The following is a 25,101-nucleotide window of genomic DNA, read 5'->3' as shown; positions in this document are numbered from 1 at the left end:
CTCTCCTGAGCGGCCGGCCTTGTTTCGTCGGTTGGCCACCGGGTAGGTCGTCGCCAGCGAAGTCGACAAGGGGGCCACGTGGGCACGAAGCAGGAAATGGGCGCGAGCCTGGAGGAGCTGGAGAAGGCGGGGCTCACCGAGCTGCCGGCCATCGCCGACGCCTTCAGCGGCGCCAGCACGGCACTGTCGGGCATCACGACGAGCGGGATGTTCGTCGACGACGGCCCGTTCTCCGCGAACTGTCCGCAGACGTCGTTCGACTCGCTCATCGAGGCGATGACCTCGTCGACCCAGCGCTCGGGGAGCGTGCTCGACGACGTGTCGGCGGCGCTGGTGACCACAGCGCGCGACTTCGCCAAGACCGACGAGGCGATCAAGGCGGCGTACCTGGCCGCGGGAGGGACACTCGAATGACCTCGTGCTACGACATCGGCTGCCAGGTCGGCGCCAAGGCCTCGGAGCTGATCGAGGGCACACCGCCGGGGTATGTCACCATCGGCGGCTCGTACGCCGACATCGGCCCGTCGTTCAGCCACTACGACGACCTGCCGGTCACCAAGCTGGAGGGCACCCGCACCGACCTGTCGACCGCGCTCAACAGCGTGGCCGTGCCGGGGCAGGGCAGCTCCGACGTCCTCGGGACCGGCGTGGTCACGCCCAACCAGGCGTTCGCCAACATGGCCCGGATCATCCCCGACGTCCTGGACTGGACGGGTGACTCCGCCGACGACTTCAACGACAACTACTACGCGCAGCTGCCCTACGTCGCCGACTCCAACTTCACCGGCATCTCGGTGCTCGCCGCGGCCGTCGAGGCCCAAAAGGAGCTCTACGGGTCGGCGAAGGAGTCGATCCTCGACATCGGCAACAAGACGCTCTCTGCCCTCGAGGCCGCCGACGGGCGCGGGAGCGCCGCCGGCACGTTCGCGCTGACCGTGCTCGCCGCGGTCGGCACCGTGGCGGTCACCGTCCTCACCGCCGGCACCGGCACCGCCGCCGGCGTCGCGATCACCATCGCGGTCGCCTCGGGTGCGGCCAGCACCGGCGCCGCCGCCACCAGCCTGGACTTCAGCGGCGACAGCCCCGAAGACATCATGGACGACTTCTACAAGGCCGTCGGCAAGGTCGAGGAGCACGTCAGCACCCGACAGCAGGAGATCCGCGACGGCCTGCGGGACTTCGCGGCGGCGGTCAACACGGACATCGACCGGACCCAGTTCGCCGGGGACGAGTACCCCCGCTTCAAGTTCAAGCCCACCGGCTTCGCCCAGGGCCCCGGGGGTCTGGGAGGCTACGACGGATGACCGGGAACCTGCAGTACCTGCCGCAGACCGAGGGGCACATCAGCCCCTTCGGCAAGGCCGTCGACCAGATGCGGGTCTCCGCCGACGCCGACCAGGGCCGGCTGTACGCCGAGCTGACCGGCTGGTATCAGGTCCGGGTCGTCGTGGCCGAGGCCGCCACGCTCCAGCCCGACGCCGAGCTGGAGCGGGCCCTGGAGCGCCTGGCGCGAGCGCTGTTCGTCGCCCGGACCCGCGAGTACTACCGGCTGATGGAGGTCCACCTGCAGCCCGACCCGGTGACCCTGCGCCGGATGCGCGACCAGCTGGAGGACTCGACCGAGCAGGCCCACGTCACCGGTGTGGCCGCCGGCGGGGACGTGGAGGTGTCGTCGATCGGCATGCGCCACTTCGCCGTACGTCTCCAGCCCGGCACCGCCGCCCGTCTCGGCGGCGAGGGGCTCGGGGCGGCGCTGACCGTGGCGGCCAACGACATGGTGGCCGGCTGGCTGCAGGTGCTCGCCGAGTACAAGCGCGAGCGCTGGGCCTGATGCGGCGCACCACCCTGGTCGCGCTCACGGCCGCGGTCCTGGTCCTGGGCGGCTGCACCGGGTCCGAGCAGGACGCCGAGATCGGCGACCTCGTGCAGGGCCGCACCGGCGAGCTCACCGGCGAGGCGTACGTCGTCCAGCTGCCCTCGGGGCAGGTCACGATCACCCTCGGCAAGCCCGCCGACGAGATCGGCGACGAGCAGGCGGCCGACGGCCACCGCCACCCGGCGCCCGACGGCGGTGCGTGGGTCGCCGTCGACTGGCGCTTCGAGCCCGGGGCCGGGTTGCCGGCATTCGAGCGCACCCTGATGGCCGACGACGACGGACCGCGCACCACCCTCGCCCTCTCCGTCGCCGACGAGACCTACCCCCTCGGCGACGTCGCCTCCACGACGAGCACCCCCGCCGACGCCCGCACCGCGGGCATCGTCCATGTCGCCCTGCCCACCGGCGCCGATCCGGTGCTCACCGTCGACTTCGGCGGCGTCGCCGCCCGGGTCGACACCGGCACCGGCGAGGTCGACGGCGAGCTCGCCACCGCCTTCGCCGACCCGGCCGAGCCGTCCTCGGGCGAGTGCGGGGGCGGCGACGTCGCGGGCGGCACGGCGCGCGTGGCGTGTACCTGGACGGCGGCCACCGTGCCGTACCTGCCCGGTCGGGGCTGGTCGGACCAGGGCTGGACCGTCGCCCAGGTCGAGACCCGGGTCGACGAGTTCACCCGCCGCGGGTCGCGCTACACCACCTCGGCCATCGCCGACGCCTCCACGCTCACCGGCACCCCGGCGTCCACGAGCGAGGTCGTCGACGCCCGGCTGACCACCCTCGTCGCGCGCGTCGTGGCCGAGGGACCGGCCACCGGGATCCAGGTGGCGCGCACGGTCGAGGGCACCAAGGCCGACGGCGCCGGCCCGGACACCGCCGCGGTGACCTGGACGACGAGCGTGCCGCTGCCCTAGAGCTTCTCGACCGGGGCGTAGCGCAGCAGCAGCCGCTTGACGCCCTCGGAGCCGAAGTCGATCGAGGCGACCGACTTCTCGGCGGCGCCTTCGACGGTCACGACCGTGCCGAGGCCGAAGGAGTCGTGGGTGACCTTGTCGCCGGGCGCCAGGACCGGGATCGGGCGCGCCGGCTTGGCCTTGGCTGCGGCGTCGGCCCGCGCGGCGGCCGAGCTGAAGTTGCGGCGCCCGGCGGCGGTGGGCTGACCGAAGCGGTTGCCGGCGTAGTCGTCGGCGCCGCCCGACCGACCGGAGTCGTACGACGGCCGGGTCCAGCGGGTCTGGTCGGCCTCGGTGCGGCGCCAGTCGACCAGGTCGATGGGGAGCTCACCGAGGAAGCGGGATGCCGGGTTCATGGCCGGCGCGCCCCAGGCCGAGCGGACCATGGCCCGCGAGACGTAGAGGCGCTGGCGGGCGCGGGTGATGCCGACGTACGCCAGGCGGCGCTCCTCCTCCAGCTCGGGCCGGTCGCCGAGGGCCCGGGAGTGGGGGAAGACGCCGTCCTCCATGCCGGTCAGGAAGACGACGGGGAACTCCAGGCCCTTGGCGGTGTGGAGCGTCATCAGGGTGACGACGCCCTGGTCCTCGGGCGCGTCGGGGTCATCGGCGGGGGCGTCGGGGATCTGGTCGGCGTCGGCGACCAGCGCCACCCGCTCGAGGAAGTCGGCCAGGCCCGGCTCGAGGATCCCGGCGTCGACGTCGGAGGGGTCGGCGGAGGGACCGGCGACCGGGTCCTCGGCGAACTCGCGGGCCACGGCGACCAGCTCGGCGAGGTACTCCAGCCGGGTCTCGTCCTGCATGTCGTCGGAGCTCTCCAGGCTGACCAGGTAGCCGGAGCGGTCGAGCACGGTCTCGAGGATCACGTCGGGCCGCTCGCGGGCCTCCACCATCTGCTGCAGCTCGGCCAGCAGCTTCACGAAGGACTCGATGCTGGTCTGGCTGCGGGTGGCCAGACCCGGCGCCTCGGCGGCGCGCTGGAGCGCCTCCCAGTAGGTGATCCGCTCCCGCTCGGCGAAGGCGGCGACGGCGGCCTCGGCGCGCTGGCCGATGCCGCGGCGCGGGGTGTTGACGATGCGGCGCAGCGAGACCTGGTCGTCGGGGTTGACCAGCACCCGCAGGTAGGCCAGCGCGTCGCGGATCTCCTTGCGGTCGTAGAAGCGGGTGCCGCCGACGACCTTGTACGGCAGGCCGGTGCGGACGAAGATCTCCTCGAACACCCGCGACTGCGCGTTGGTGCGGTAGAACACCGCGACGTCGGAGGGCCGCAGGCCGAGCTGCTGGTCGTCGGTGAGCTTGTCGATCTCGCCGGAGACGAACCGGGCCTCGTCGTGCTCGTCGTCGGCGACGTACCCGACGATCTTCTCGCCGTCGCCCGCATCCGACCACAGCCGCTTGGGCTTGCGGCCCTCGTTGCGCTCGATGACCGCGTTGGCGGCGGTCAGGATGGTCTGCGTGGAGCGGTAGTTCTGCTCCAGCAGGACGGTCGTGGCGTCGGGGAAGTCCTTCTCGAAGTCCATGATGTTGCGGATGTCGGCGCCCCGGAAGGCGTAGATCGACTGGTCCGCGTCGCCGACGACCATCAGCTCCGACGGCGGCACCCGGTGGGCGGGCAGCCCGTCGAGGGTGGTCGGGTCGTGCTCCTCGAGGTCCTGGCCGCAGAGCTGGTGGATGAGGGCGTACTGCGCGTGGTTGGTGTCCTGGTACTCGTCGACCAGGAGGTGGCGGAACCGGCGCCGGTAGGTCTCACGGATCTCCGCCTTGAGCTGGAACAGCCGCACCGTCTCCATGATCAGGTCGTCGAAGTCCATGGCGTTCGCCTCGCGCAGCCGACGCTGGTAGGCGGCGTACGCCGCGGCGAACGTCTCGTCGATCGAGTTCTTGGCCTCCGCCGCGACCTCGTCGGGCTCGCGCAGCTCGTTCTTCTGGTTGCTGATCCAGTGCAGCACCGGGCCCGGCTGGTAGCGGCGCGGGTCGAGCTCGAGGTCGCTGCAGACCAGCTGGATCAGCCGCTTCTGGTCCGCGGTGTCGTAGATCGAGAAGTTCGACCTCACCCGCTCGTAGCCGAGGTGCTCGACCTCCTTGCGCAAGATCCGCACACAGGCCGAGTGGAACGTGCTCACCCACATGATCCGGGCACGGTTGCCGATCAGCTCGGCCACCCGCTCCTTCATCTCGGCGGCGGCCTTGTTGGTGAAGGTGATCGCGAGGATCGAGCCGGGGTGGGCCTTGCGGACCGCGATCGTCCACGCGATCCGGCGGGTCAGCACCCGGGTCTTGCCCGAGCCCGCGCCCGCGACGACGAGCAGCGGTGAGCCTTCGTGCTTGACGGCCGCACGCTGCGGTTCGTTGAGCCCCTCGAGGAGGGCTTCTGCGGTCAGGGCCGGGGGCGTCGCGGAGTCGATCATGCTCCGGCCAGCCTACGGCTCCCCTCCGACGGTACGGGTGCCGGATCAGCTGCTGTGCACGGGCGACCAGAGCACGGCGATGCAGACCTCGGCGACGGCGAGGACGAGCAGGCCGGCCCACAGGCCGTTGGGGATCTTGGCCTTGCGCATGTTGGCCATCACCAGCACCAGCAGCACCAGGCCGATGGCGAGCTTGACGCCGACCTTGGCGTGGTTGACCGGGTCGTCGCCGCCCTCGAGGACGCCGACGAGGAGCAGGCCGGCGAGGAACGCGGTGCCGACACCGTCGCGCATCACGCCGGTGACCCTCTTGTCGCCGGGGCCGGCCTGCGCCAGCAGCCCGCCGATCAGGGCCGCGAAGCCGAGGATGTGGAGGATGAGCAGGATCAGGCGCAGGGTCTCCATGCCCGCACCCTATCCAGCCGCGGGCCCGGTCTCAGCGACCGGTCGCCGTGAAGTGCTGGTAGTCCTTCAGGGAGCTCCACGAGCCGCCCCAGGACCAGCCGATCCGCTTGAACTCCCGCACGATCAGATCGCCGGCGTGGATGATCCCGGGCTGGGTCCGGCTCCGGTCGAGGTACGCCGAGGCCCGCTCCGGGAGCACCACGTCGCCCTTGGTGTAGGGGTTGAGGAAGGGGTTCACGTCGATCGCGAGACCGTACGCGTGGGCCGACCAGGACGTCTGGCCGCGCGCGGCCCGGCAGACCAGGGCGGCGGTGTCGTTGCCGTCGCCGGTGGGTGGGGCCTCGAGGTCGGCGGTCGTCGGGAGCCGCATCTCCTCGATCGGATAGTCGGCCGCGAACAGCGCCCGGAAGACCGACACGACGTCCTCGGCCTGCGCCGCTGCCAGCACCAGCTCGCCGGTGTGGGCCAGGCCGTCGAAGCCGCGGAAGGTCACGGTGACATAGGCGAGGTCGGCCAGCGCGACCGGGCAGGCCGGCGACCAGGTCTCCCCCATCCGCTCGCGGATCGCGTCGGTGACCGGGCCGACGCCGGCGTGGAACCCGCCGTCGGCGGGCGGCGGCAGCAGGTCGGTGGTCGGGTAGCGGCGGACCCGCAGCGCCTTCGGGGTCGCCCGGATCTCGCCGAACCCCTGGGCGGTCCGGGGCAGGACATGCACCCCCAGCTCCCAGTCGGAGTACGCCGGGCCGCTGCTCGGCGCCGCGCTGCTCGGCGTGGCGCTCGGCGTGGCGCTCGAGGTCGTCGGCGCGGGGGCGGGAGTCGGGCGCGTCACGGGCGACGAGGAGTCGGAGCACCCGGCCAGGAGCAGGGCCACCGCGACGAGGGCGGCGGCCCGCCTCACAGCAGCCGGCGGTCCGAGGCCCACCGGGTCAGCTCGTGGCGCGAGGAGAGCTGGAGCTTGCGCAGCACCGACGACATGTGGGTCTCGACCGTCTTGATCGAGATGAACAGCTCCTTGGCGACCTCCTTGTAGGAGTAGCCGCGGGCGATCAGCCGCATCACCTCGCGCTCCCGCTCGGTGAGCCGGTCGAGGTCCTCGTCGACGCTGGCCAGGTCGGCGGAGAGCCCGGCGCCGGCGAAGGCGTCGAGCACGAAGCCCGCGAGCCGGGGCGAGAACACCGCGTCGCCCTCGGCGACCCGGGTGATCGCGTCGACCAGCTCGGGGCCGGTGATGGTCTTGGTGACATACCCGCGGGCGCCGCCGCGGACGGTGCCGATGACGTCCTCGGCAGCGTCGGAGACGGACAGGGCGAGGAACCGGACCTCGCCGTCCTTGACCCGGCGGATCACCTCGACCCCGCCGCCGCCCGGGAGATGCACGTCGAGCAGCACGACGTCGGGCCGGTGCGCGACGACGGCGGCGACGGCCTCGTCGACGTCGGCGGCCTCGGCCACGACCTCGACCCGGCCGGCGCCGGTGGCGCCCAGCTCGGCGCTGACGCCGCGACGGAACATGGCGTGGTCGTCGACGACGACCACGCGCACCAGCTCACCCATGCTTGCTCTCCTCGACTCTGTTGGGCTCCGGGCCACGCGTGAACCCGACATGCAAGCGCACCTCGGTGCCCTCGCCGGGCGCGGACCGGATCTCGGCCCGGCCGCCGTGGCGCTCCATGCGGTCGATGATGCTGCGCCGCACGCCGAGACGGTCCTCCGGGGTCGCCTCCGGGTCGAAGCCGGCGCCGCGGTCGCGGACGAAGACGTCGATGCCGGCGGGGGTGATCTCGGCGTACACGTCGATGCGGGCGACGCCGGCGTGCTTGGCGGCGTTGGTGGTCGCCTCGCGGGCGGCCTGGACGATCGGGCGAGCCGACTCGTCGTAGTCGCAGTCGCCGACGGCGACCACGTCGACGGTGATGCCGTAGGCGTCCTCGATCTCGGCGGCGGCCGCGCGCAGGGCGCTGGCGACGGTGGCCTCGTCGAGCGACTCCCCGGCGTACAGCCAGGCACGCAGGTCGCGCTCCTGGGCGCGGGCGAGCCGGGCCGCGTCGGCGGGGTTCTTCTGGATCAGGGCGAGGGTCTGCAGCACCGAGTCGTGGAGGTGGGCGGCGACGTCGGCGCGCTCCTGGGTGCGGACCCGCTCGGCCCGCTCGTCGGTGAGGTCGGACATCAGCCGGTAGACGAACGGCCCCAGCACGATCCCCACGCCGAAGAAGGCGAGCAGGATCGCGAGCATCGCGTCGCCGGCGACGCTCAGCGAGCCGTCGCGCAGGGTGAACAGCGCGAGCGCCACGACGACGAGGACCACGCCGGCACCGATCCGGGCCCACGCGGCCCAACCGCCACCGCCGAGCACCAGCCGGACCGGATCGACCTTGCCGGTGGCGTCGAGCCAACGCTCCCGCTGCGCCTCGTCGGCCTGGCGCCACAGCAGCGCGACCCCGACGACCGCGATGCCGAGCGGCCAGATCCACCAACCGGTGCCGAGCAGGGCCTCGATGGTGAACACCGCGCCGATGCCGAGGACGGCCAGGGTGATCACCGGACCGACGTCGGAGAGCCGGCGACCGCGGCGGCCGGGGCGCCGGCCGTCGCGCGACGCGCTGGCGAGGCCCGGCGCGAGGTACTCCGGGGGCGGGCCGGCGGGCAGCAGGATCCACAGGGCGGCGTACGCCATGACGCCGGAGCCGCCGACCACCGTCGCGATCACGAACCCGGCCCGCACCATCAGCACCGAGACGCCCAGGTGGACGGCGAGACCGGACGCGACGCCGCCGATCATCGGCTCGCGCAGGTCGCGCCAGGCCCGCCGTACGTCGCGAGGCGGCGCGGGCGGTGCGGGCAGGGGCGCGGTGGTCGTCATGGTGCTCCCATCGTCACACAGCCGAACCCGCGCCAGCAGGGGGAAGCACCCTGACCCGACCCTGACGCCGCCCCGGAGGGGACCGGTGCGGATCAGGGCGGTCCCCGATGGTCCGCACGCCGTCGTGACAGCATGCTGGACGACATGAGCGCACCGACCGACGCCGAGAACGAGCCGCACCGCGAGGGTCCTCGGGTGACCCGCGACGAGGTCCGCGACCTCGCCCGGCTCCGCCGCAGCCGTGACGACCGCAAGGTCGCCGGCGTGGCGGCCGGCATCGCGCGGCACCTCGACATCGACCCGCTGCTGGTGCGCATCGCGTTCGCGGTCCTGACCTTCTTCGGCGGCGGCGGCCTGATCCTGTACGCCGTGTGCTGGGTCTTCGTGCCCGAGGAGGGCACCGAGGACGCGGTGATCCGCGTCGACGAGGGCATCCGCACGGCAGCGCTGATCATCGGTGGCGTGATCGCCGTCGCCTCGGTCATCGGCGACACCGTCGGCGGCCCCGGCTTCCCCTGGCCGCCGCTGGCGATCGGGCTGATCCTGATCCTGGTCCTCGCCGGCAAGAACGCCGTCAAGCCGGGCGGCCCGACGCACCCGTGGCTGCGCGGCACCCCGGCCCCGCCTCCCCCGCCGGAGCCGGGGGCGCCGACGACCGGGGCGACCTACTCGGCCTACCGGACCCCGCCGCCGGCGTACCGCCGCCCGGTCGGCCCGCGCAAGCGCGGACCGCTGCTGTTCCCGTTCACCCTCGGCCTGGCCGCCCTCGGCCTCGGCACCCTGGCCACGCTGCAGCTCGCGGGCGTCGACATCACCCCGTCGGCGTACCCGGCGACGGTGCTGGGCGTCACCGGCCTGATGCTGCTGGTCGGCGCGTTCTACGGCCGGGCCGGCGGCCTGATCCTGGTCGGGCTGCTCGCCGCCGGCGCGACCGGGGCGACCGCGGTCGCCGACAGCCTCGAGGTCGGGCAGGAGCGACCGGTCCTGCAGCAGGCATCGGACCTGAAGAGCTCCTACGACCTCGGCGTCGGCGAGCTTCGGATCGACCTCAGCGAGGTGCGTGACCTCGACCAGCTCGACGGGCGGACCCTCGACCTCGAGCTCGGCGTCGGCCACATTCTGGTGATCGTCCCGAAGGACGGCCTCAACGTCGAGGCGCGTGGCACCATCGACGCGGGCGAGGTCGCCATCTTCGGCAAGAGGACCAGCGACGACCTCAGCGGCGACAACGGCACCGTCGCCGGCGACCCCACCCTGACCATCAACGCCGACCTCGACCTCGGCCAGATCGAGTTCCGGAGCGCAGCATGAACGACGACATGAGCCACGACGAGCAGACCACCGAGCTCCCCCGTGAGGAGCGACCCACCGCCGGCGAGCGTCGTACCGGATGGCACCGGGTCAACACCGGCCACCTGGTGATGGGCGTCGCGTTCACCGGCCTGGTGATCGTGTGGGCGCTGGCGATCACCGACACGGTGCGGATCGAGCGGGCCGGCTGGATCATGGGCCTGCCCTGGCTCGCCGCCGGAGCGGCCGGGCTGATCGCCTCCGTGCTCCGCGGGCCCCGTCACGACCAGGGACAGCAGGGCTGGGACGGCCACCGGATGCGGGGCTGGCAGTGACCCTCCCCCGGCTGGCCGCACTGGCCTCCCTCGTCGCCCTCGAGCACCCCGACCTGGTCGCTCCCCCGGTCGCCGCAGCCCTGGCCGCGTGGCCGGGCGCCGAGCGGATCGCGGTCGTGGAGATCGACCCCGAGCATGCCGACACGGCCGCGATGAGCGCGGCGTACGACCTGCCGATGACGACCGGCGCGAACTGCGTGCTGGTCGCCGGCAAACGGGAGGGCGAGGAGCGGGTCGCCGCGTGCCTGGTCCGCGCCGACACGAGGGCCGACGTGAACCACACCGTCAAGCGCCTGCTCGACGTCCGCAAGCCGTCGTTCCTGCCGCTGGAGCGGGCGGTGGCCGAGTCCGGGATGGAGTACGGCGGCATCACGCCCGTCGGGCTGCCCGCCGGCTGGCGGCTGCTCGTCGACGCCCGGGTGCCCGAGATGGAGCTGGCGGTGATCGGCTCCGGGCTGCGCCGCTCCAAGCTGCTCGTGCCCGGGGACCTGTTCGCACAGGCCCCCGGGGCCGAGGTCGTCGAGGGGCTGGCCCGCTAGTGTCGGCTCGGCCTCAGTGGTCGAGCCCGGTGACCCGGATGCCCGAGTGGGTCTTGTACTTCCGGTTGATCGAGATCAGCACGGCGGTGAACGGCTCGAGGACGCGGGCCAGGCGGAGCTTGCCGCCGTCGACGCCGGGACGTCCGGTGACGGAGGCGGCCAGGTCGATGGCGACCTGCTTGCCCTCGGCGGAGTCGCCGACGACGATCACGTCCTCGTCGAGGAACTCGTCCTCGCCCCACAGGGCGGGGGCGGCGACGTTGTGGAAGGCGCCGACCACGGTGGCGCCGGGGACCAGCTCGGCGGCGGACTCGGCGGCCGAGCCCTCACCGCCGTTGATGACCCGGCCGTGGGCGCCGCGCTTGTCGAAGGCGAGCGGGTTGACGCAGGAGATCACGGTCTTGCCGTCGAGCGCGCCGCCCTCCGCCAGGGAGGCGACCAGCTCGTCGTGGCCGTCGTACGGCACCGCGAGGAGCACGACGTCGGCGGCGGCGACGGCATCGGCGTTGGCGGCGCCGCGGGCGGTGCCGGCGCCGGCGACGTCGGCCAGCCGGGAGGTCACCTCCTCGGCGACGGCCTCGGCCTTCTCCGCGGCGCGGGAGCCGAGGACGATGTCGTGGCCGTGGCGGGCGAAGCGGTAGCCCAGGCCCTTGCCCTGGGGGCCGGTGCCGCCGATCACGGCGACGGTGTAACGAGTGGAGGTGTCTGAAGAAGTCACGCTTCCTCCTATCACGGGGACGACGGGCGACGGCGGCCCGTCTCACCCTCGGCAGCCATGGACATTGTGACAGCGTTACTGTCACAGTTGCGCTGTCGGTGACGCATCACCGGCAACCCGTCACCGTGGCCGAGAGGCCGGAAGGGACTGTCATGAAGCTGTCGATGCCCCTCGTCTACGCGGGGAACCCGCGCGAGTCGGCCGACCAGGTCGTCGCCTTGGAGAAGGCCGGACTCGACACCATCTGGGTCGCCGAGCCGTACGGATTCGACGCGCCCACGCTGATGGGCTACCTCGCCGCGAAGACCGAGACCGTCGAGATCGGCGCCGGCATCCTCAACGTCTACTCCCGCACCCCGGGCGCCCTGCTGCAGACCGCGGCCGGCCTCGACAACGTCTCCGGCGGCCGCGCCGTGATCGGCCTCGGCGCCTCCGGACCCCAGGTCATCGAGGGCTTCCACGGCCTGGCCTACGACCGCCCGCTGACCCGCACCCGCGAGGTGATCGAGGTGCTCCGGGCCGGCCTGCGCGGCGAGCGCCTCGACTACCAGGGCAAGACGATCCAGGTCCCGCTCCCCGAGGGCCAGGGCCTCGGCCTGGGCAAGCCCCTCAAGCTGCTCAACCGCCCCGAGCGCGCCGACCTGCCGATCTGGGTCGCGGCGCTCGGCGACAGGAACGTCGCCATGACCGCCGAGGTCGCGGACGGCTGGCTGCCCTTCCTCTACTACCCCGAGAAGGCCGCGGAGGTCTGGGGCGAGCCCCTCGCGCGCGGCGCCGCCAAGCGCTCCGCCGACCTGAAGCCGCTCGAGATCTCCGCCGGCGGCATGGTCGCCATCGGCGAGGGCCCCGAGACCAAGGCGCTGCTCGACTTCATGCGCCCCCTCTACGCCCTGTACGTCGGCGGCATGGGCGCGCGCGACAAGAACTTCTACAACCAGCTGGCCTGTGAGTACGGCTTCGAGAAGGAGGCCAAGGAGATCCAGGACCTCTACCTGGACGGCAAGAAGAAGGAGGCCGAGGCACTCGTCCCCCTCGAGTGGCTCGAGGCCGGCAACCTGGTCGGCCCGGCGTCGTACGTCCGGGAGCGGATCGCCGCCTTCCGGGAGTCCGGCGTGACCAACCTGTCCGTCTCGCCGGCGTCGCCCGACAGCGCCGCGGCCGCCGGCACCATCGCACGAATGAAGGAGTGGGTGAGCTGATGCCCGAGCGTCCCAGCATCTACGAGACCGAGCACGAGGACTTCCGCACGACCGCGCGCACCTTCCTCGAGCGCGAGGTCGTGCCTCACCACGAGCAGTGGGAGAAGGACGGCCTCATCGACCGCGAGGTCTGGCGCAAGGCCGGCCAGGCGGGCCTGCTCGGCTTCGAGGTCCCCGAGGAGTACGACGGCCCGGGGATCAAGGACTTCCGCTACCACATGGTGCTGACCGAGGAGATCGCCCGCGCGCACGCCAGCGGCCTCGGCTTCGCGCTGCACAACGACATCACGGTGCCCTACCTGGTGGCCCTGGCCGACGACGAGCAGAAGGCGCGCTGGCTGCCCGGCACGGTCTCCGGCGACCTCGTCACCGCCATCGCGATGACCGAGCCGGGCGCGGGCTCCGACCTGCAGGGCATCCGCACCACCGCCGTCGACAAAGGCGATCACTACGTCCTCAACGGCTCGAAGACCTTCATCACCAACGGCATCCACTCCGACCTGGTGATCGTGGTCGCCCGGACCAACCCGGACGCCGGCGCCCACGGCATCAGCCTGCTCGTCGTCGAGGAGGGCATGGCGGGCTTCACCCGCGGCCGCAACCTCGACAAGCTCGGGCTCAAGGCGCAGGACACCGCGGAGCTGAGCTTCGACGACGTCGGGGTGCCGAAGGCCAACCTGCTCGGCGAGGAGGGCCAGGGCTTCGTCTACCTGATGCAGAACCTGCCCCAGGAGCGGGTCTCGATCGCCACCATCGCGATCGCGGCGATCGAGCACGTCCTCGACCTGACCCTCGACTACGTCAAGAGCCGCGAGGCCTTCGGCAAGCCGATCGGCACGTTCCAGAACACCCGCTTCGTGCTGGCCGAGATGGCGACCGAGGCCTACGTCGCCCGCACCTTCGTCAACCACTGCGTCGAGCTGCTCAATGAGGGCAAGGTCGACACCGCGCTGGCGTCGATGGCGAAGTGGTGGACCACCGAGCTGCAGAAGAAGATCGTCGACCAGGGCCTGCAGATGCACGGCGGCTACGGCTACATGCTCGAGTACCCCATCGCCAAGGCGTACGCCGACACCCGGATCCAGACGATCTACGGCGGCACGACCGAGATCCAGAAGGAGATCATCGGGCGCTTCCTCGGCCTCTGACCCACCACACACGGCGCACGACGACCCCGGAATGTCACATTTCGGGGTCGTCGGGTGTCTGGTGAGCGGCACAGAATCCTCGGTAGGCAAAGAGTTCCCGGCCCCGCGATGAGTCAGGGGCGATCTCAGGGTCGGTCCGGAGGAATCCCCGATGTCGATGTCCCCGCCCCGTGGAGAAGTGTGAGCGCCATGCACCGTCAGATCGCCGGCCGGCTGACCGGCCCCGTCACCAAGTGGATCGTGCTCGTGCTCACGATCGTCGCCGTAGCCGGTCTCGGGTTCCTCGGCAGCAAGCTCGCCGACGTGAAGAACAACGAGTCCTCCTCCTGGCTCCCCGGCTCCGCGGAGTCCACCAAGGTCGCCGACGAGCTCTCACGCGACGTCGACCCCAACGACATCCCGACCCTGGTCGTCTACCACCGCAAGGGCGGCCTCACCGACGCCGACTTCGCGGCCATGGACGACCAGGCGAAGCAGATCACTGCCGTCGAGGGTGTGCAGACCGACCAGGGCGTGCTGACGCCCAACGCCGCGGCCGCCGCCCGCGCCCAGGGCGCGCCCGTCCCCGACCTCGTGTCCCAGGACGGCGAGGTCGCCTACACCTACTTCGTCTTCAACTTCGGCAAGGGCGGCTGGAACGCCGTACCCGACCCGGTCCACGACATCCGCGACCTCACCGCGATCGACGGCGTCGACGTCTATGTCGGCGGGTACGGCGGCCAGGCGGCCGACTTCGCCGAGTCCTTCGAGGGCTCCCACATGAACCTGCTGATGATCACCCTGCTCGTGGTGATCGTGATCTTGATCTTCACCTACCGCAGCCCCGTGCTGTGGCTGCTGCCGATCATCAGCGCGGTCGTGGCCAACGTGATGGCGGGCGGCGTGGTCTACCTGCTCGCGAAGTACGCCGACCTGGTCGTCAACGACCAGAGCCAGTACATCCTCAGCATCCTGGTGATCGGCGCCGGCACCGACTACGCGCTGCTCCTGGTCGCCCGCTACCGCGAGGAGCTGCGTCGCCACGACGACCGGCACGAGGCGATGGCCGTGGCCCTGCACCGAGCCGCCCCGGCGGTGCTGGCCAGCGCCGCGACCGTCGTGATCGGCCTGCTCTGCCTGTCCTTCGCCGACCTCAACTCCACCGCCAGCCTGGGCCCGGTGCTCGCCGTCGGCGTCGCCGTGACCGTGCTGGTCATGGTGACCCTGTTGCCGGCCCTGCTGGTGATCCTGGGGCGCTGGGTGTTCTGGCCCAAGCGGCCGGCCTTCGGCTCCGACGAGCCCACCTCCCACGGCTTCTGGGCGCGGATCGGCGAGCGGATCGGCCGCAGCCCGCGCCGGGTGTGGATCGGCACCGCCCTCGGCCTCGGCGTGATCTGCCTCGGCCTGTTCCGGCTCGACGCCGGCGGGCTGACCAGCGAGGAGTCGGTCACCGACGACTTCGCGTCGATCACCGCGATGAGGCTGATGTCCGACCACGGCCTCGCCGACAGCTCGAACACGGTCCAGGTGGTCACCGCGACCGACCGGGTCGACGCGGTCCGGGCGGCCGTCGAGAAGGTCGACGGGCTCGGCACCGCCGGCGCGGTCAGCGACCTCGGCAACGGCCGGTCCTGGTTCGAGTACGCGCTCACGGAGGACATGGCCTCGCAGCCCGCGTGGGACATCCTGCAGGCGGCGCGCGACCGGGCCCACGCCGTACCGGGGGCCGATGCGCTGGTCGGCGGCTCGGCGGGCTTCTACCTCGACACGAAGACCGCGTCCGACCACGACAACAGGCTGATCATCCCGATCGTGCTGGTCGTCGTCCTGCTGATCCTGATCGGACTGCTGCGGGCCCTGGTCGCTCCGCTGATCCTGCTCGGCACCGTGGTGCTGTCGTTCGGCGCGGCCCTCGGCCTGTCGGCGCTGATCTTCGAGTACGTCTTCGGGTTCGAGGGCGCGGACCCCGGCTTCCCGCTGTTCGCCTTCGTCTTCCTCGTCGCCCTCGGCATCGACTACAACATCTTCTTGATGACCCGGGTCCGCGAGGAGTCGATCAACCACGGCACCCGCAAGGGCTCGCTGATCGCGCTCTCCTCGACCGGTGGCGTGATCACCTCGGCCGGCCTGGTGCTCGCCGCGACCTTCCTGGCGCTGGCCACCTTGCCGATGGTGTTCCTGGTCGAGCTCGGTACGGCGGTCGCGCTCGGCGTCCTCCTCGACACCATGATCGTCCGGTCCGTCCTGGTCACCGCCCTCAACCTCGACCTCGGCGGCAGGATCTGGTGGCCGAGCAGGCTCGACGACGGCATGCCCGCGGTCGAGTCCGAGGCCGCCGATCCGGGCCGGCTGACCACGCGCGTCTGAGCCTCGTCGACGCGATTGCCTACGATGCTCCCACGGGCCGAACGGGCGGCCCGTGGGAGCAAGGGACCTGCCACATGGGCGACGAGACGACACCGGGCCGGCCGGTCGGACCACCGACCTCGATCCCACCCGCCCAGGCACCCACCGCCCTGCCGCCGCAGTGGACCCCACCGCCGGCGGGCCCGCCCCCGCCGCCGTACGGCCCCTACCCCGGGCACGGCGGCTTCGGCCCGCCCCCGCCACGCAGGAGCCGGGTCGGCCTGGTGATCGCGGGGGTCCTCGCGCTGGTCCTGGTGGTCGCTCTGGGCGTGACCGGCTGGCTGTACGCGACCGGGCGGTTCGGGATCGGCCCGCTCAGTGCCGCCGACAAGGACGCCGCCGAGGCGATCGTCGACGGTGTCGAGCGGCCCGCGTGGGCGGGCGCGGCCGATGTCGAGTGCGCGGTCGACGACCTGGTCCACGAGCACCGCTCGGGCGGGCTGGAGCAGCGCGGGCTGGTCGAGCGCACGGGTGACGGCTGGGCCTACCGGGGCGAGTGGCGGGCCACGGACGCCACCGCCTACTACGCGAGCCTGCTCGACTGCACCGGCGACTGGGCGAAGCAGGTCGGCGCCGAGTGGGACCTCGCGGACACCGACTGTCTCGACGACGTCGGCGTCTCGACGATGAGCGCCTGGTTCGCGCGCACCCTCACCATCGCCGACGACAAGGAGACCGTCGAGGTGGACGCCGCGACGGCGGTCGCGGCGCTCGACGAGTGCTATCTGGAGACACCGCCGGCTCCGCAGGCGACGGCCCGTCCGGCGTACCGCGCGGTGGAGTTCACCTTCGCCGTCCCCGAGGGCGACGTCGTCATCAGCACCGGCGGGCCCGGGGCCTGGACGCCCCTCGACGGCACGTCGGCCAAGGTCGACACCGAGGAGGGCGGCGCACGGGCCTGTGTGCAGGCGCAGGCGGTGACGACCTACCCGTGGGGCTCGACGGCACACGCCGAGCAGGAGCTCTGCGGCAAGGCCAAGCCACGGCGGATCTGGTGGAAGCGCCAGACCGGTTGCACCGCCGAGCCCGGCTGCTACGCCTTCCGCCTCCACTACGCCGGGTTCCGCGACCTCGCCCCCGTGACCGCGACCTTCACCAGCAACGGCGGCAGCTGCATGTCGGTCAGCGGCGGCTGCACCAACACCGTCACCGCGGCACCGGGCGGGCGCGGCAGCGTGGTGACCTGGAGCTTCCCCGGCTCGTACCACGGCAGCTTCGTCGCCCGGGTCGGCAGGCTGACGGCGAAGATCCCGAACTGACCGGCGGCCGTACGACGGTCCGACCCGCGACCACCCGAACCATCCGCAGGGATGCCCGGTAGCCTGAGTGGGTCATGACGGATGGTCCCACCCCCCAGCAGATCCGCCGGGCGCTCGCGCGTGCCGAGCGTGGTGCCGCGCTCGACCTCGCGGAGACGTCCGCTTTGCTCGCCGCGACCGGTGAGGAGCTCGACCGGCTGTGTGCCGCGGCCGCGAAGGTCCGCGACGCGGGCCTGGTCGCGGCCGGGCGTGTTGTCGATGGGCGGGGGGTGGTGACCTATTCCCCGAAGGTGTTCATCCCGGTCACCCGGTTGTGTCGTGACCGGTGTCATTACTGCACGTTCGTGGAGACCCCGGCCCAGGCGGCTCGGGAGGGGCGGGCGCCGTATCTGTCGCCGGACGAGATCCTCGACATCGCCCGTCAGGGCGCCGAGCTGGGCTGTCTGGAGGCGTTGTTCACGTTGGGTGATCGGCCCGAGGACCGCTGGCCCGAGGCGCAGGCCTGGCTCGATGAGCAGGGCTACGACTCGACGCTGGCCTACGTCCGGGCGATGGCGATCCGGGTGCTGGAGGAGACCGGGCTGTTGCCCCATCTCAACCCGGGTGTCATGAGCTGGGAGGAGCTGAACCGGCTCAAGGCGGTCTCCCCGTCGATGGGGATGATGCTCGAGACCACCTCGTCGCGGCTCTACTCGACCAAGGGGCTGGCGCACTTCGGCTCGCCGGACAAGGACCCCGAGGTCCGGCTCCGGGTCCTCGAGGACGCGGGACGGCACTCGATCCCGTTCACCACCGGTGTGCTGGTCGGGATCGGCGAGACGCTGAGCGAGCGGGCCGAGACGATCTTCGCGCTCCGGCAGGTCTCGCGGGCCTACGGGTCGGTCCAGGAAGTCATCGTCCAGAACTTCCGGGCCAAGCCCGACACCGCGATGCGTCATGTCGACGACCTCGACCTGGCCGCGTACCGGGCCGCGATCGCGCTCACCCGGCTCGTACTCGGTCCCAAGGCTCGGATCCAGGCACCCCCCAACCTCGTTGATCTGGCCGAGTGCCGGGCGCTGCTCGATGCCGGTGTCGACGACTGGGGCGGCGTGTCGCCGCTGACCCCCGACCACGTCAACCCCGAGCGGCCCTGGCCCTCGCTGGAGCGGCTCCGCTCGATCACCACGTCCTGCGGGTTCGAGCTCCGGGCGCGGCTCACGGTCCACCCCGAGTACGTCGTCGGCTCGCTGCGCGACGGTCAGGCCTGGATCGACCCCCGCCTGCACGCCCACGTCGCCGCGCTCGCGGACCTCGACGGCCCCATGCCGGGTCTGGCGATCCCGGAGGTCCGGCCCACCGGGCTGCCCTGGCAGGAGCCCGACGGCGGCTTCGAGTCGGCCGGCAACAGTTGGGGCCGGACCGACCTGCATGCGGCTGTCGACACCGACGGCAGGACCGAGGACCGGCGCTCGGACTTCGGCTCCGTGTACGGCGACTGGGCCGCGGTCGGCGAGGCAGCCGCGATCACCGGACTGATCGACGGCGCGCCCGCGGTGCTGCACGCCGAGGGCCGCGAGGCGATGGCGGCCGCGGAAGCCGATCCCGGCAACCTGTCCGACGAGCACGCGCTGACGCTGATGACCGCCGAGGGCGACCTGCTGCGCCAGGTGGTCCGACTGGCCGACGACCTGCGCCGCGAGACCGTGGGCGACACGGTCACCTACGTGGTCAACCGGAACATCAACTTCACCAACGTCTGCTACGTCGGGTGCCGGTTCTGCGCGTTCGCGCAACGCAAGAGTGACGCGGACGCCTACTCCCTGTCCTACGCCGAGGTCGCCGACCGCGCCGCCGAGGCCTGGGAGCTGGGCGCGACCGAGGTCTGCATGCAGGGCGGCATCGACCCCGAGCTGCCCGCCTCGGCGTACTTCGACATCGCCGCCGCGGTCAAGCAACGCGTCCCCGACATGCACGTCCATGCGTTCAGCCCGATGGAGGTCGTCAACGGCACCGCCCGCACCGGCCTGTCGGTCGAGGACTTCTTGATCAAGGCCCGCGAGGCCGGCCTCGGGTCCCTGCCCGGCACCGCCGCGGAGATCCTGGACGACGAGGTCCGCTGGGTCCTGACCAAGGGCAAGCTGCCCGCCCGGACCTGGGTCGAGATCGTCTCCACCGCCCACCGCATCGGCCTGCCCACCACCTCGACGATGATGTACGGCCACGTCGACAACCCCCGCCACTGGGTCGGCCACCTGAACGTCCTCAAGTCGGTCCAAGACACCGCCCGAGAGAACGGGTCGAGCGGGTTCACCGAGTTCGTGCCCCTCCCCTTCGTCCACACCAGCGCGCCGATCTACCTCGCCGGCGTCGCCCGCCCCGGACCCACCCTGCGCGACAACCTCGCCGTCCACGCCATGGCCCGGATCCTGCTCCACGGCAGGATCGACAACATCCAGACCTCCTGGGTCAAGCTCGGCACCACCGGCACCCAAGCGATGCTCAACGCCGGCGCCAACGACCTCGGCGGCACCCTCATGGAGGAGACCATCTCCCGCATGGCCGGCTCCGAGCACGGCTCCGCCAAGACCGTCGCCGAGCTCACCCAGATCGGCAACGGCATCGACCGGCCGGTACGCGAACGCACCACGCTCTACGGTGAGCCCCCCGTGCGGGTCTAGCCTCTGCCGCTGCTGGAGCGGGCCCGGCGGGCGACCGAGTCGATCGCGACCGCGAGCAGCAGCACCGCGCCGGTCACGATCAGGCGGACGTCGGAGTCGACGTTCATCAGGTTGAGGCCGGTGCGGATCGCCTGCAGCACCAAGATGCCGAGCAGGGCGGAGTACGCCGACCCGCGGCCGCCGAAGAGGCTGGTGCCGCCGATGACGGCGGCGGCGATCGCGGTGAGGTTGGTGTCCGTCGTACCGCTGGACTGCGAGACCGTCGTGAGCTGGCCCGCCACCAACACGCCGCCGAGGGCCGCGAAGGTGGAGCAGAGCACGAACACCGAGCCGTAGACCAGGCCCACCCGGATGCCGGCCCGGCGGGCGGCCTCCTCGTTGCCGCCGACGGCGTAGACGTAGCGCCCCCAGCGGGTACGCCGCAGCAGCAGGTCCATGAGCACGACCAGGCCCGCGAAGAGCACCGGCAGATAGCCCCAGCCGCGGTCGATGCCGAGGTAGTAGGTCAGCCAGCCGAGGCCGACCGCCAGCGCGGCGCCCTTGACGATCACGCCGAGCAGGTTGGGCGGGGTGAGGCCGGCGGCGCGCCGCTGGCGGATGGTCCACAGCCGCGAGCCGACGTAGACGGCGACCACGATCGCCACGAGGGCGTAGCCCTGCGCGTCGGTGAGGAACTTCTGCCGGGTGAAGACGGGCAGCCCGGAGTCACGAGGCAGGTTGATGGTGCCCTGGTCGCCGAGCACCCAGTACAGCGCGCCCTCGAAGGCGAGCAGGCCGGCCAGCGTGAACACGAAGCTGGGGACGCCGATCCAGACGAAGAGCACGGCGTACCCGGCCCCGATGAGGGCGCCGAGCGCGATCGCCGCGAGGATCGACAGCGCGAGCGACTGCCCGTGGCTGACGAACATGACGGCGGTGGTCGCGGAGGTGAAGCCGGAGACGGTGCCGACGCTGAGGTCGATCTCGCCGAGCAGCAGCACGAGCACGATGCCGAGCGCGATCACACCGAGCGGGGCGGCGTACAGGGTCATCGTGACCAGGCTGCGCGAGGACAGGAAGGTGGGCTCCTGGCTGTAGAAGAACACGCAGATCGCGACCAGGCCGAGGACGACCGGCAGCATGCCGAGGTCGCCGCCGCGCAGGCGGCCGCCGAGCTGGCGCAGGTAGTCGCCCGGCGAGACGACCCGGACGAGCCGCTCGTCGGCGGCGTCGACGGCGGGTGGGGGCTGGACGGTGCGCTGGTCGGTCACTGCTCCTCCTCGGGGTGGCCGGCGCGGCGGGCGGCGCGCTGGGCCACGACGTTGTCGGACGCGCCGGTGATGGCGGCGACCAGCTGGTCGGTGGTCGCCTCCTCGGTGTGGAACTCCGCGGCGTTGCGCCCCAGGCGCAGGACCACGATCCGGTCGGACACCGCCTGCACGTCGGCCATGTTGTGGCTGACCATGATCACCGCGAGGCCCTGCTCGCGCAGCCGCTCGACCAGGTTGAGCACCTCCGCGGTCTGGGCCACGCCCAGCGCGGCGGTCGGCTCGTCGAGCATGACCACCTTCGGGTCGCCGACCAGGGAGCGGGCGATGGCGACGGTCTGCCGCTGGCCGCCGGACAGGCCGGCGACCGGGATCCGCACCGACGGGATCTTGGCGGACAGGCTGCGCAGCAGCCGCCACGCCTCCCGCTCCATGGTGACCTCGTTGATGACGGGGCCGAGATGGTGCTCCTTGCCGAGGAACAGGTTGGCGACGACGTCGAGGTTGTCGCACAGCGCGAGGTCCTGGAAGACCGTCGCGATGCCGAGCTGCTGGGCACCCGCGGGACCGGCGACCGTGACCGGCGAGCCGGCGAACTCGATGACGCCGCCGTCGGGCTGGTAGACGCCCGCGATGGTCTTCACCAGGGTCGACTTGCCCGCGCCGTTGTCGCCGACCAGGGCGACCACCTCGCCGGCCCGGACGCTCAGGCCGACGTCGGTGAGCGCCTGGACGGCGCCGAACCTCTTGTTGATCCCGGTCAGGGACAAGACGACCTCGCCCGTGCCCCTGACCGCGACCTCGTTCTCGATGACCGACATCAGGAGACGCCGGCCTCCGTGCAGGCCTGTGCGTACTCGCCGGTGCAGATCTCCGAGGCCTCGTAGAAGCCGTCGGCGATGACGGTGTCGGCCACGTTGTCCTTGGTGACCACGATCGGCGTGAAGATGTACGACGGCACGCTCTTGTACTCCGACTTCGTGATGCCGGTGTCGGTGGTGTCCGGGACGTCGTCGCCGTGCGCGAGCAGGACGGCGACCTCGGCGGCGGTCTCGGCCTCGATCTTGATCGGCTTGTAGATCGTCATCGTCTGCTCGCCCGCCAAGATCCGCTGGATCGCGGCGACCTCGGCGTCCTGGCCGGTGATCGGCGGCAGCTTGTCGGCCGCGATGTGGTCGGTCAGCGCGGCGACCACGCCACCGGCCTGACCGTCGTTGGCGGCGTACACGCCCCCGATCGAGGCCGGGTCGTACTTGTTGAGCTGGTCGGAGGTCCACTGCTGGGCGTTCTCCGGGCTCCAGTCCGGGTTGTCGTACTCGGCGAGGATCGTCACGCCGCTGCCGTCGAGCACGCTGTGGGCGCCGGCCTTGAACTGCGCGGCGTTCGGGTCGCTCGGGGCGCCGTTGAGCATCAGGATGTCGCCCTTGTCGCCCATCGCGTCGACCAGCGCCTGGGCCTGCATCTTGCCGACCGTCTCGTTGTCGAAGGACATGTAGTAGTCGGCGTTCTCGATGAACCGGTCGTAGGCGATGACCGGGACGTCTTGGCCCTGGGCCTCGTCGACCATGCCGGTGGCGCCCTCGCCGTTGACCGGGTCGAGGACGACGACGTCGGCGCCCTGGTCGAGCGCGGTCGTCATCTGCTGGGCCTGCTTGGCCTCGTCCTGGTCGGCGTTGTAGTAGAGGACCTTGCAGTCGCTGCACAGGTCCTTGACCTTCGCCTCGAAGATCGGGCGGTCGTGGGCCTCGTAGCGGGTGGTCTTGGACTCCGGCAGGAGCAGCGCGATGGTGCCTGCGCTGCCACCGTCGCTGCCGCCCTTCTCGGCGTCGTTGGCACCGCACGCGCTGAGCGCGACGGCACCGAGGAACAGGGCCGCACCGGCGGCGGCGACACGACGAGCTGATGTGGACATGGCTCTCCTCGATCGGACGTTGAGCAGTGGTTCGAGTGTTGTGCGTCACGTCGTAGACGTCAAGACATGAACACAAACTTCGTCGAAACTGTCGCCAGAGCAACTTTGTGGCCATTTCTTGACCATTACCTCGCGTGCATGCACAGTGTCGCCATGACGTCGGAGCGCCCGGACCTCGCCGCCCCCGGGTCGACCGCGTCCCTGCGGACGGCGAACCAGCGGCGCGTGCTCGACGCCCTGCGCACCACCACCGACGGCGAGACCGCGACGGTGTTCACGCAGGCGGAGCTGGCCCGGGTGACCGGGCTGGCCCGGGCCACGGTGTCCAATATCGTGCGCGACCTCGGGCAGGCGGGGCTGGTCGACGCCGAGGCCGGCAGCGGGCGCCGCGGCTCCGCCGTACGACTCTCGGAGGGGGCGGGCATCGTCGCCGGCGTCGACTTCGGCCACAGCCACCTCGCCGTCGCGATCGGCGACCTCACCGGCCGGGTGCTCGCCGAGGAGCGCCGCGCGATCCCGCCGGAGTTCCCCCACCAGGAGGCGCTCGCGCTCGCCGTCGCCATGGCCGACGAGCTGCGGCCCGCGGGCGCGACCCTGCGCCACGTCGGGCTCGGCCTGCCGGCGCCGGTCACCGACGGGGTGGTGCAGAGCGCAGCGATCTTCCCCGGCTGGCGCAGCGTCGACGCCCGCAGTGTCGGCTCCGCGGCCTTCGGCGCACCCGTCGACGTCGAGAACGACGCCAACCTCGGCGCCCTCGCCGAGCACCGGATCGGCGTCGGCCGCGGCGCCGACAGCTCGGTGTTCGTCAAGATCTCCTCCGGCGTCGGTGCCGGCATCATCTTGCGCAACGAGCTGTTCCAGGGCACCGCCGGGAGCGCCGGCGAGATCGGGCACCTCACCTTCGACGAGCAGGGCCCGCTGTGCCGCTGCGGCAGCCGCGGCTGCCTGGAGACCTACACCTCCGTGCAGGCGGTCCAGGGCCTGCTCGCCAGCCAGCTCCCCGGCGCCGGCCTCGACGAGATCATCGCGACCGCCGAGACCGGCGATGTGCTGGCCCGCCGCGCCCTCGAGGACGCCGGCCTCCACCTCGGCTGGGGCCTGGCCGCCGTGGTCAACCTGATGAACCCCTCGGTCGTCGTCATCGGCGGCGACATGGCCCGGGCCGGCGAGCTGCTGCTCGAGTCGGTCCGGATCGGGCTGCGCCGCCACGCCCTCGACACCCTCGCCCTCACCCCCGTCGTCTCCAGCCGGCTCGGCGAGCGCGCCTCGCTGCTCGGCGCCGTGCTGCTCGCCGCGGAGCGGACCGAGCTGCTCGTCGACTGAGCCGTGGGCGCGGAACCGGCCCAGCCCGAGGAGAACGCCAGGGCGAGTGATTCCACGCGCCCAGCGCGTAGGACGCGGAGACCATGGGGTACCGCAGGCGCATGACGACCAACGAGCCGAACGACCCCGAGCAGTACGACGACTACAGCGTCGACGACGAGACCCAGCTCCAGCCCGAGGACACCCTCGCCGACGGCGACGTGGCCGACGAGCTGGACCGCGGCTACTCCCCGCCGGAGAGGTACTCGGCGGGGCAGCGCTACGGCAACACCCCGTGGGAGCAGGCGCACGACCAGCCGCTCGACGACCGGCTCGCGGAGGAGGAGCCCGAGCCGGACCCGCGGGCCGAGGCGGAGCGTGCCGACGACGGGATCGCCCACGAGGCCGACCAGCCCGGGACCGAGGTCGGCGACGACCGCGCCGGGCGACTGGTCGACCCCGACGAGGGCCTCGGCGACGACCTGGAGCAGGACCTGGTGGCCGAGGACGTCGGCATCGACGGCGCCGGGGCCAGCGCCGAGGAGGCAGCGATGCACGTCATTCCCGACGACGAGCAGGAGTGACGTCTACCCGGACGACACCCGGGTACT

At 72.0% G+C, this 25,101-nt stretch carries 23 protein-coding genes; 14 read left to right on the top strand and 9 right to left on the bottom strand.

The genetic code is table 11. The annotated features are described in order from the left end of the window. Nucleotides 1-78: 78 nt before the first annotated feature. From ACUP6Y_RS05495 to ACUP6Y_RS05480, 4 genes are read left to right on the top strand one after another with little or no spacing between them, the layout of a single operon-like run. Complete coding sequence (locus tag ACUP6Y_RS05495; protein WP_462554643.1) at nt 79-414, top strand: hypothetical protein; 336 nt, start codon at nt 79-81, stop codon at nt 412-414. Then, on the top strand, nt 411-1,304 hold the full coding sequence (locus ACUP6Y_RS05490; protein ID WP_462554642.1) for a hypothetical protein: 894 nt from the start codon (nt 411-413) through the stop codon (nt 1,302-1,304). Before ACUP6Y_RS05495 ends, ACUP6Y_RS05490 begins: the two co-directional genes overlap by 4 nt. Next, nucleotides 1,301-1,831, top strand: a complete 531-nt coding sequence (locus ACUP6Y_RS05485; RefSeq protein ID WP_462554641.1) for a hypothetical protein — start codon at nt 1,301-1,303, stop codon at nt 1,829-1,831. Before ACUP6Y_RS05490 ends, ACUP6Y_RS05485 begins: the two co-directional genes overlap by 4 nt. Further along, nucleotides 1,831-2,787 carry a hypothetical protein gene (locus ACUP6Y_RS05480; RefSeq protein WP_462554640.1) on the top strand — a complete coding sequence of 319 codons (957 nt, stop codon included), beginning with the start codon at nt 1,831-1,833 and terminating at the stop codon, nt 2,785-2,787. Before ACUP6Y_RS05485 ends, ACUP6Y_RS05480 begins: the two co-directional genes overlap by 1 nt. On the opposite strand, the gene pcrA is transcribed toward ACUP6Y_RS05480, so the two are convergent. From pcrA to ACUP6Y_RS05455, 5 genes are read right to left on the bottom strand one after another with little or no spacing between them, the layout of a single operon-like run. Next, nucleotides 2,784-5,231: a DNA helicase PcrA gene (pcrA, locus tag ACUP6Y_RS05475; protein ID WP_462554639.1), complete on the bottom strand. Its 2,448-nt coding sequence runs from the start codon at nt 5,229-5,231 to the stop codon at nt 2,784-2,786. The genes ACUP6Y_RS05480 and pcrA overlap by 4 nt on opposite strands. 45 nt (nt 5,232-5,276) lie before the next feature. After that, nucleotides 5,277-5,636 carry a hypothetical protein gene (locus tag ACUP6Y_RS05470; protein WP_462554638.1) on the bottom strand — a complete coding sequence of 120 codons (360 nt, stop codon included), beginning with the start codon at nt 5,634-5,636 and terminating at the stop codon, nt 5,277-5,279. 31 nt (nt 5,637-5,667) lie between these two features. Then, on the bottom strand, nt 5,668-6,558 hold the full coding sequence (locus ACUP6Y_RS05465; protein WP_462554637.1) for a M15 family metallopeptidase: 891 nt from the start codon (nt 6,556-6,558) through the stop codon (nt 5,668-5,670). After that, nucleotides 6,531-7,190: a LuxR C-terminal-related transcriptional regulator gene (locus ACUP6Y_RS05460; protein WP_462554636.1), complete on the bottom strand. Its 660-nt coding sequence runs from the start codon at nt 7,188-7,190 to the stop codon at nt 6,531-6,533. Before ACUP6Y_RS05460 ends, ACUP6Y_RS05465 begins: the two co-directional genes overlap by 28 nt. Further along, nucleotides 7,183-8,496, bottom strand: coding sequence for an ATP-binding protein (locus ACUP6Y_RS05455; RefSeq protein ID WP_462554635.1), 1,314 nt, complete (start codon nt 8,494-8,496; stop codon nt 7,183-7,185). The genes ACUP6Y_RS05460 and ACUP6Y_RS05455 overlap by 8 nt, the downstream gene beginning before the upstream one ends. 144 nt (nt 8,497-8,640) lie before the next feature. Between ACUP6Y_RS05455 and ACUP6Y_RS05450 the strand changes: the two genes are divergently transcribed. From ACUP6Y_RS05450 to ACUP6Y_RS05440, 3 genes are read left to right on the top strand one after another with little or no spacing between them, the layout of a single operon-like run. Then, nucleotides 8,641-9,807: a PspC domain-containing protein gene (locus tag ACUP6Y_RS05450; RefSeq protein ID WP_462554634.1), complete on the top strand. Its 1,167-nt coding sequence runs from the start codon at nt 8,641-8,643 to the stop codon at nt 9,805-9,807. After that, nucleotides 9,804-10,121, top strand: a complete 318-nt coding sequence (locus tag ACUP6Y_RS05445; RefSeq protein ID WP_462554633.1) for a hypothetical protein — start codon at nt 9,804-9,806, stop codon at nt 10,119-10,121. The genes ACUP6Y_RS05450 and ACUP6Y_RS05445 overlap by 4 nt, the downstream gene beginning before the upstream one ends. Continuing rightward, nucleotides 10,118-10,660, top strand: a complete 543-nt coding sequence (locus ACUP6Y_RS05440) for a YbaK/EbsC family protein (protein ID WP_462554632.1) — start codon at nt 10,118-10,120, stop codon at nt 10,658-10,660. Before ACUP6Y_RS05445 ends, ACUP6Y_RS05440 begins: the two co-directional genes overlap by 4 nt. A 13-nt stretch (nt 10,661-10,673) precedes the next feature. Here the strand turns inward: ACUP6Y_RS05440 and npdG are convergent, their stop codons facing one another. After that, nucleotides 10,674-11,378: an NADPH-dependent F420 reductase gene (npdG, locus tag ACUP6Y_RS05435; RefSeq protein WP_462554631.1), complete on the bottom strand. Its 705-nt coding sequence runs from the start codon at nt 11,376-11,378 to the stop codon at nt 10,674-10,676. A 152-nt stretch (nt 11,379-11,530) separates the two neighbouring features. Here npdG and ACUP6Y_RS05430 point away from each other — a divergent pair, with 152 nt between their 5' ends. The 5 genes from ACUP6Y_RS05430 to ACUP6Y_RS05410 all read left to right on the top strand — a co-directional run bounded on the left by ACUP6Y_RS05430 (nt 11,531) and on the right by ACUP6Y_RS05410 (nt 20,029). Next, the gene (locus ACUP6Y_RS05430; protein WP_462554630.1) at nt 11,531-12,577 is read left to right on the top strand and encodes an LLM class F420-dependent oxidoreductase; all 1,047 of its coding nucleotides are present in this window, start codon (nt 11,531-11,533) and stop codon (nt 12,575-12,577) included. Continuing rightward, a complete protein-coding gene (locus tag ACUP6Y_RS05425; RefSeq protein ID WP_462554629.1) occupies nt 12,577-13,725 on the top strand; it encodes an acyl-CoA dehydrogenase family protein in 1,149 nt (382 codons plus the stop codon). The genes ACUP6Y_RS05430 and ACUP6Y_RS05425 overlap by 1 nt, the downstream gene beginning before the upstream one ends. Before the next feature lie 189 nt (nt 13,726-13,914). Next, nucleotides 13,915-16,071 carry an MMPL family transporter gene (locus tag ACUP6Y_RS05420; protein ID WP_462554628.1) on the top strand — a complete coding sequence of 719 codons (2,157 nt, stop codon included), beginning with the start codon at nt 13,915-13,917 and terminating at the stop codon, nt 16,069-16,071. 74 nt (nt 16,072-16,145) lie between these two features. Then, a complete protein-coding gene (locus ACUP6Y_RS05415; RefSeq protein ID WP_462554627.1) occupies nt 16,146-17,369 on the top strand; it encodes a hypothetical protein in 1,224 nt (407 codons plus the stop codon). A 74-nt stretch (nt 17,370-17,443) separates the two neighbouring features. Beyond that, the gene (locus tag ACUP6Y_RS05410) at nt 17,444-20,029 is read left to right on the top strand and encodes a bifunctional FO biosynthesis protein CofGH (RefSeq protein WP_462554626.1); all 2,586 of its coding nucleotides are present in this window, start codon (nt 17,444-17,446) and stop codon (nt 20,027-20,029) included. Here the strand turns inward: ACUP6Y_RS05410 and ACUP6Y_RS05405 are convergent. From ACUP6Y_RS05405 to ACUP6Y_RS05395, 3 genes are read right to left on the bottom strand one after another with little or no spacing between them, the layout of a single operon-like run. After that, nucleotides 20,026-21,279, bottom strand: a complete 1,254-nt coding sequence (locus ACUP6Y_RS05405) for a sugar ABC transporter permease (RefSeq protein ID WP_462554625.1) — start codon at nt 21,277-21,279, stop codon at nt 20,026-20,028. The genes ACUP6Y_RS05410 and ACUP6Y_RS05405 overlap by 4 nt on opposite strands. Further along, the gene (locus ACUP6Y_RS05400) at nt 21,276-22,097 is read right to left on the bottom strand and encodes an ATP-binding cassette domain-containing protein (protein ID WP_462554624.1); all 822 of its coding nucleotides are present in this window, start codon (nt 22,095-22,097) and stop codon (nt 21,276-21,278) included. Before ACUP6Y_RS05400 ends, ACUP6Y_RS05405 begins: the two co-directional genes overlap by 4 nt. Further along, on the bottom strand, nt 22,097-23,188 hold the full coding sequence (locus ACUP6Y_RS05395) for a substrate-binding domain-containing protein (protein WP_462554623.1): 1,092 nt from the start codon (nt 23,186-23,188) through the stop codon (nt 22,097-22,099). The genes ACUP6Y_RS05400 and ACUP6Y_RS05395 overlap by 1 nt, the downstream gene beginning before the upstream one ends. 153 nt (nt 23,189-23,341) lie before the next feature. On the opposite strand from ACUP6Y_RS05395, the gene ACUP6Y_RS05390 reads away from it, so the two are divergent. Next, nucleotides 23,342-24,511 carry an ROK family transcriptional regulator gene (locus ACUP6Y_RS05390; protein ID WP_462554621.1) on the top strand — a complete coding sequence of 390 codons (1,170 nt, stop codon included), beginning with the start codon at nt 23,342-23,344 and terminating at the stop codon, nt 24,509-24,511. 101 nt (nt 24,512-24,612) lie between these two features. Further along, a complete protein-coding gene (locus ACUP6Y_RS05385) occupies nt 24,613-25,074 on the top strand; it encodes a DUF5709 domain-containing protein (RefSeq protein WP_462554620.1) in 462 nt (153 codons plus the stop codon). Nucleotides 25,075-25,101 lie beyond the last annotated feature (27 nt).

This window comes from Nocardioides sp. S5-5, from assembly GCF_054954065.1.
Note: the sequence above shows the minus strand (reverse complement) of the source record. Positions and strands in the feature narration are given on the sequence as shown.

Excerpts from the sequence above, each read along its gene's own strand:
- ACUP6Y_RS05485 (WP_462554641.1), top strand. The coding sequence starts at position 1,301 with ATGACCGGGAACCTGCAGTACCTGCCGCAGACCGAGGGGCACATCAGC.
- ACUP6Y_RS05470 (WP_462554638.1), bottom strand. The coding sequence starts at position 5,636 with ATGGAGACCCTGCGCCTGATCCTGCTCATCCTCCACATCCTCGGCTTC.
- pcrA (WP_462554639.1), bottom strand. The coding sequence starts at position 5,231 with ATGATCGACTCCGCGACGCCCCCGGCCCTGACCGCAGAAGCCCTCCTC.
- ACUP6Y_RS05415 (WP_462554627.1), top strand. The coding sequence starts at position 16,146 with ATGGGCGACGAGACGACACCGGGCCGGCCGGTCGGACCACCGACCTCG.
- ACUP6Y_RS05445 (WP_462554633.1), top strand. The coding sequence starts at position 9,804 with ATGAACGACGACATGAGCCACGACGAGCAGACCACCGAGCTCCCCCGT.
- ACUP6Y_RS05420 (WP_462554628.1), top strand. The coding sequence starts at position 13,915 with ATGCACCGTCAGATCGCCGGCCGGCTGACCGGCCCCGTCACCAAGTGG.
- ACUP6Y_RS05400 (WP_462554624.1), bottom strand. The coding sequence starts at position 22,097 with ATGTCGGTCATCGAGAACGAGGTCGCGGTCAGGGGCACGGGCGAGGTC.
- ACUP6Y_RS05410 (WP_462554626.1), top strand. The coding sequence starts at position 17,444 with ATGACGGATGGTCCCACCCCCCAGCAGATCCGCCGGGCGCTCGCGCGT.
- ACUP6Y_RS05385 (WP_462554620.1), top strand. The coding sequence starts at position 24,613 with ATGACGACCAACGAGCCGAACGACCCCGAGCAGTACGACGACTACAGC.
- ACUP6Y_RS05460 (WP_462554636.1), bottom strand. The coding sequence starts at position 7,190 with ATGGGTGAGCTGGTGCGCGTGGTCGTCGTCGACGACCACGCCATGTTC.
- ACUP6Y_RS05450 (WP_462554634.1), top strand. The coding sequence starts at position 8,641 with ATGAGCGCACCGACCGACGCCGAGAACGAGCCGCACCGCGAGGGTCCT.
- ACUP6Y_RS05490 (WP_462554642.1), top strand. The coding sequence starts at position 411 with ATGACCTCGTGCTACGACATCGGCTGCCAGGTCGGCGCCAAGGCCTCG.
- ACUP6Y_RS05390 (WP_462554621.1), top strand. The coding sequence starts at position 23,342 with ATGACGTCGGAGCGCCCGGACCTCGCCGCCCCCGGGTCGACCGCGTCC.
- ACUP6Y_RS05480 (WP_462554640.1), top strand. The coding sequence starts at position 1,831 with ATGCGGCGCACCACCCTGGTCGCGCTCACGGCCGCGGTCCTGGTCCTG.
- ACUP6Y_RS05395 (WP_462554623.1), bottom strand. The coding sequence starts at position 23,188 with ATGTCCACATCAGCTCGTCGTGTCGCCGCCGCCGGTGCGGCCCTGTTC.
- ACUP6Y_RS05430 (WP_462554630.1), top strand. The coding sequence starts at position 11,531 with ATGAAGCTGTCGATGCCCCTCGTCTACGCGGGGAACCCGCGCGAGTCG.
- ACUP6Y_RS05455 (WP_462554635.1), bottom strand. The coding sequence starts at position 8,496 with ATGACGACCACCGCGCCCCTGCCCGCACCGCCCGCGCCGCCTCGCGAC.
- ACUP6Y_RS05425 (WP_462554629.1), top strand. The coding sequence starts at position 12,577 with ATGCCCGAGCGTCCCAGCATCTACGAGACCGAGCACGAGGACTTCCGC.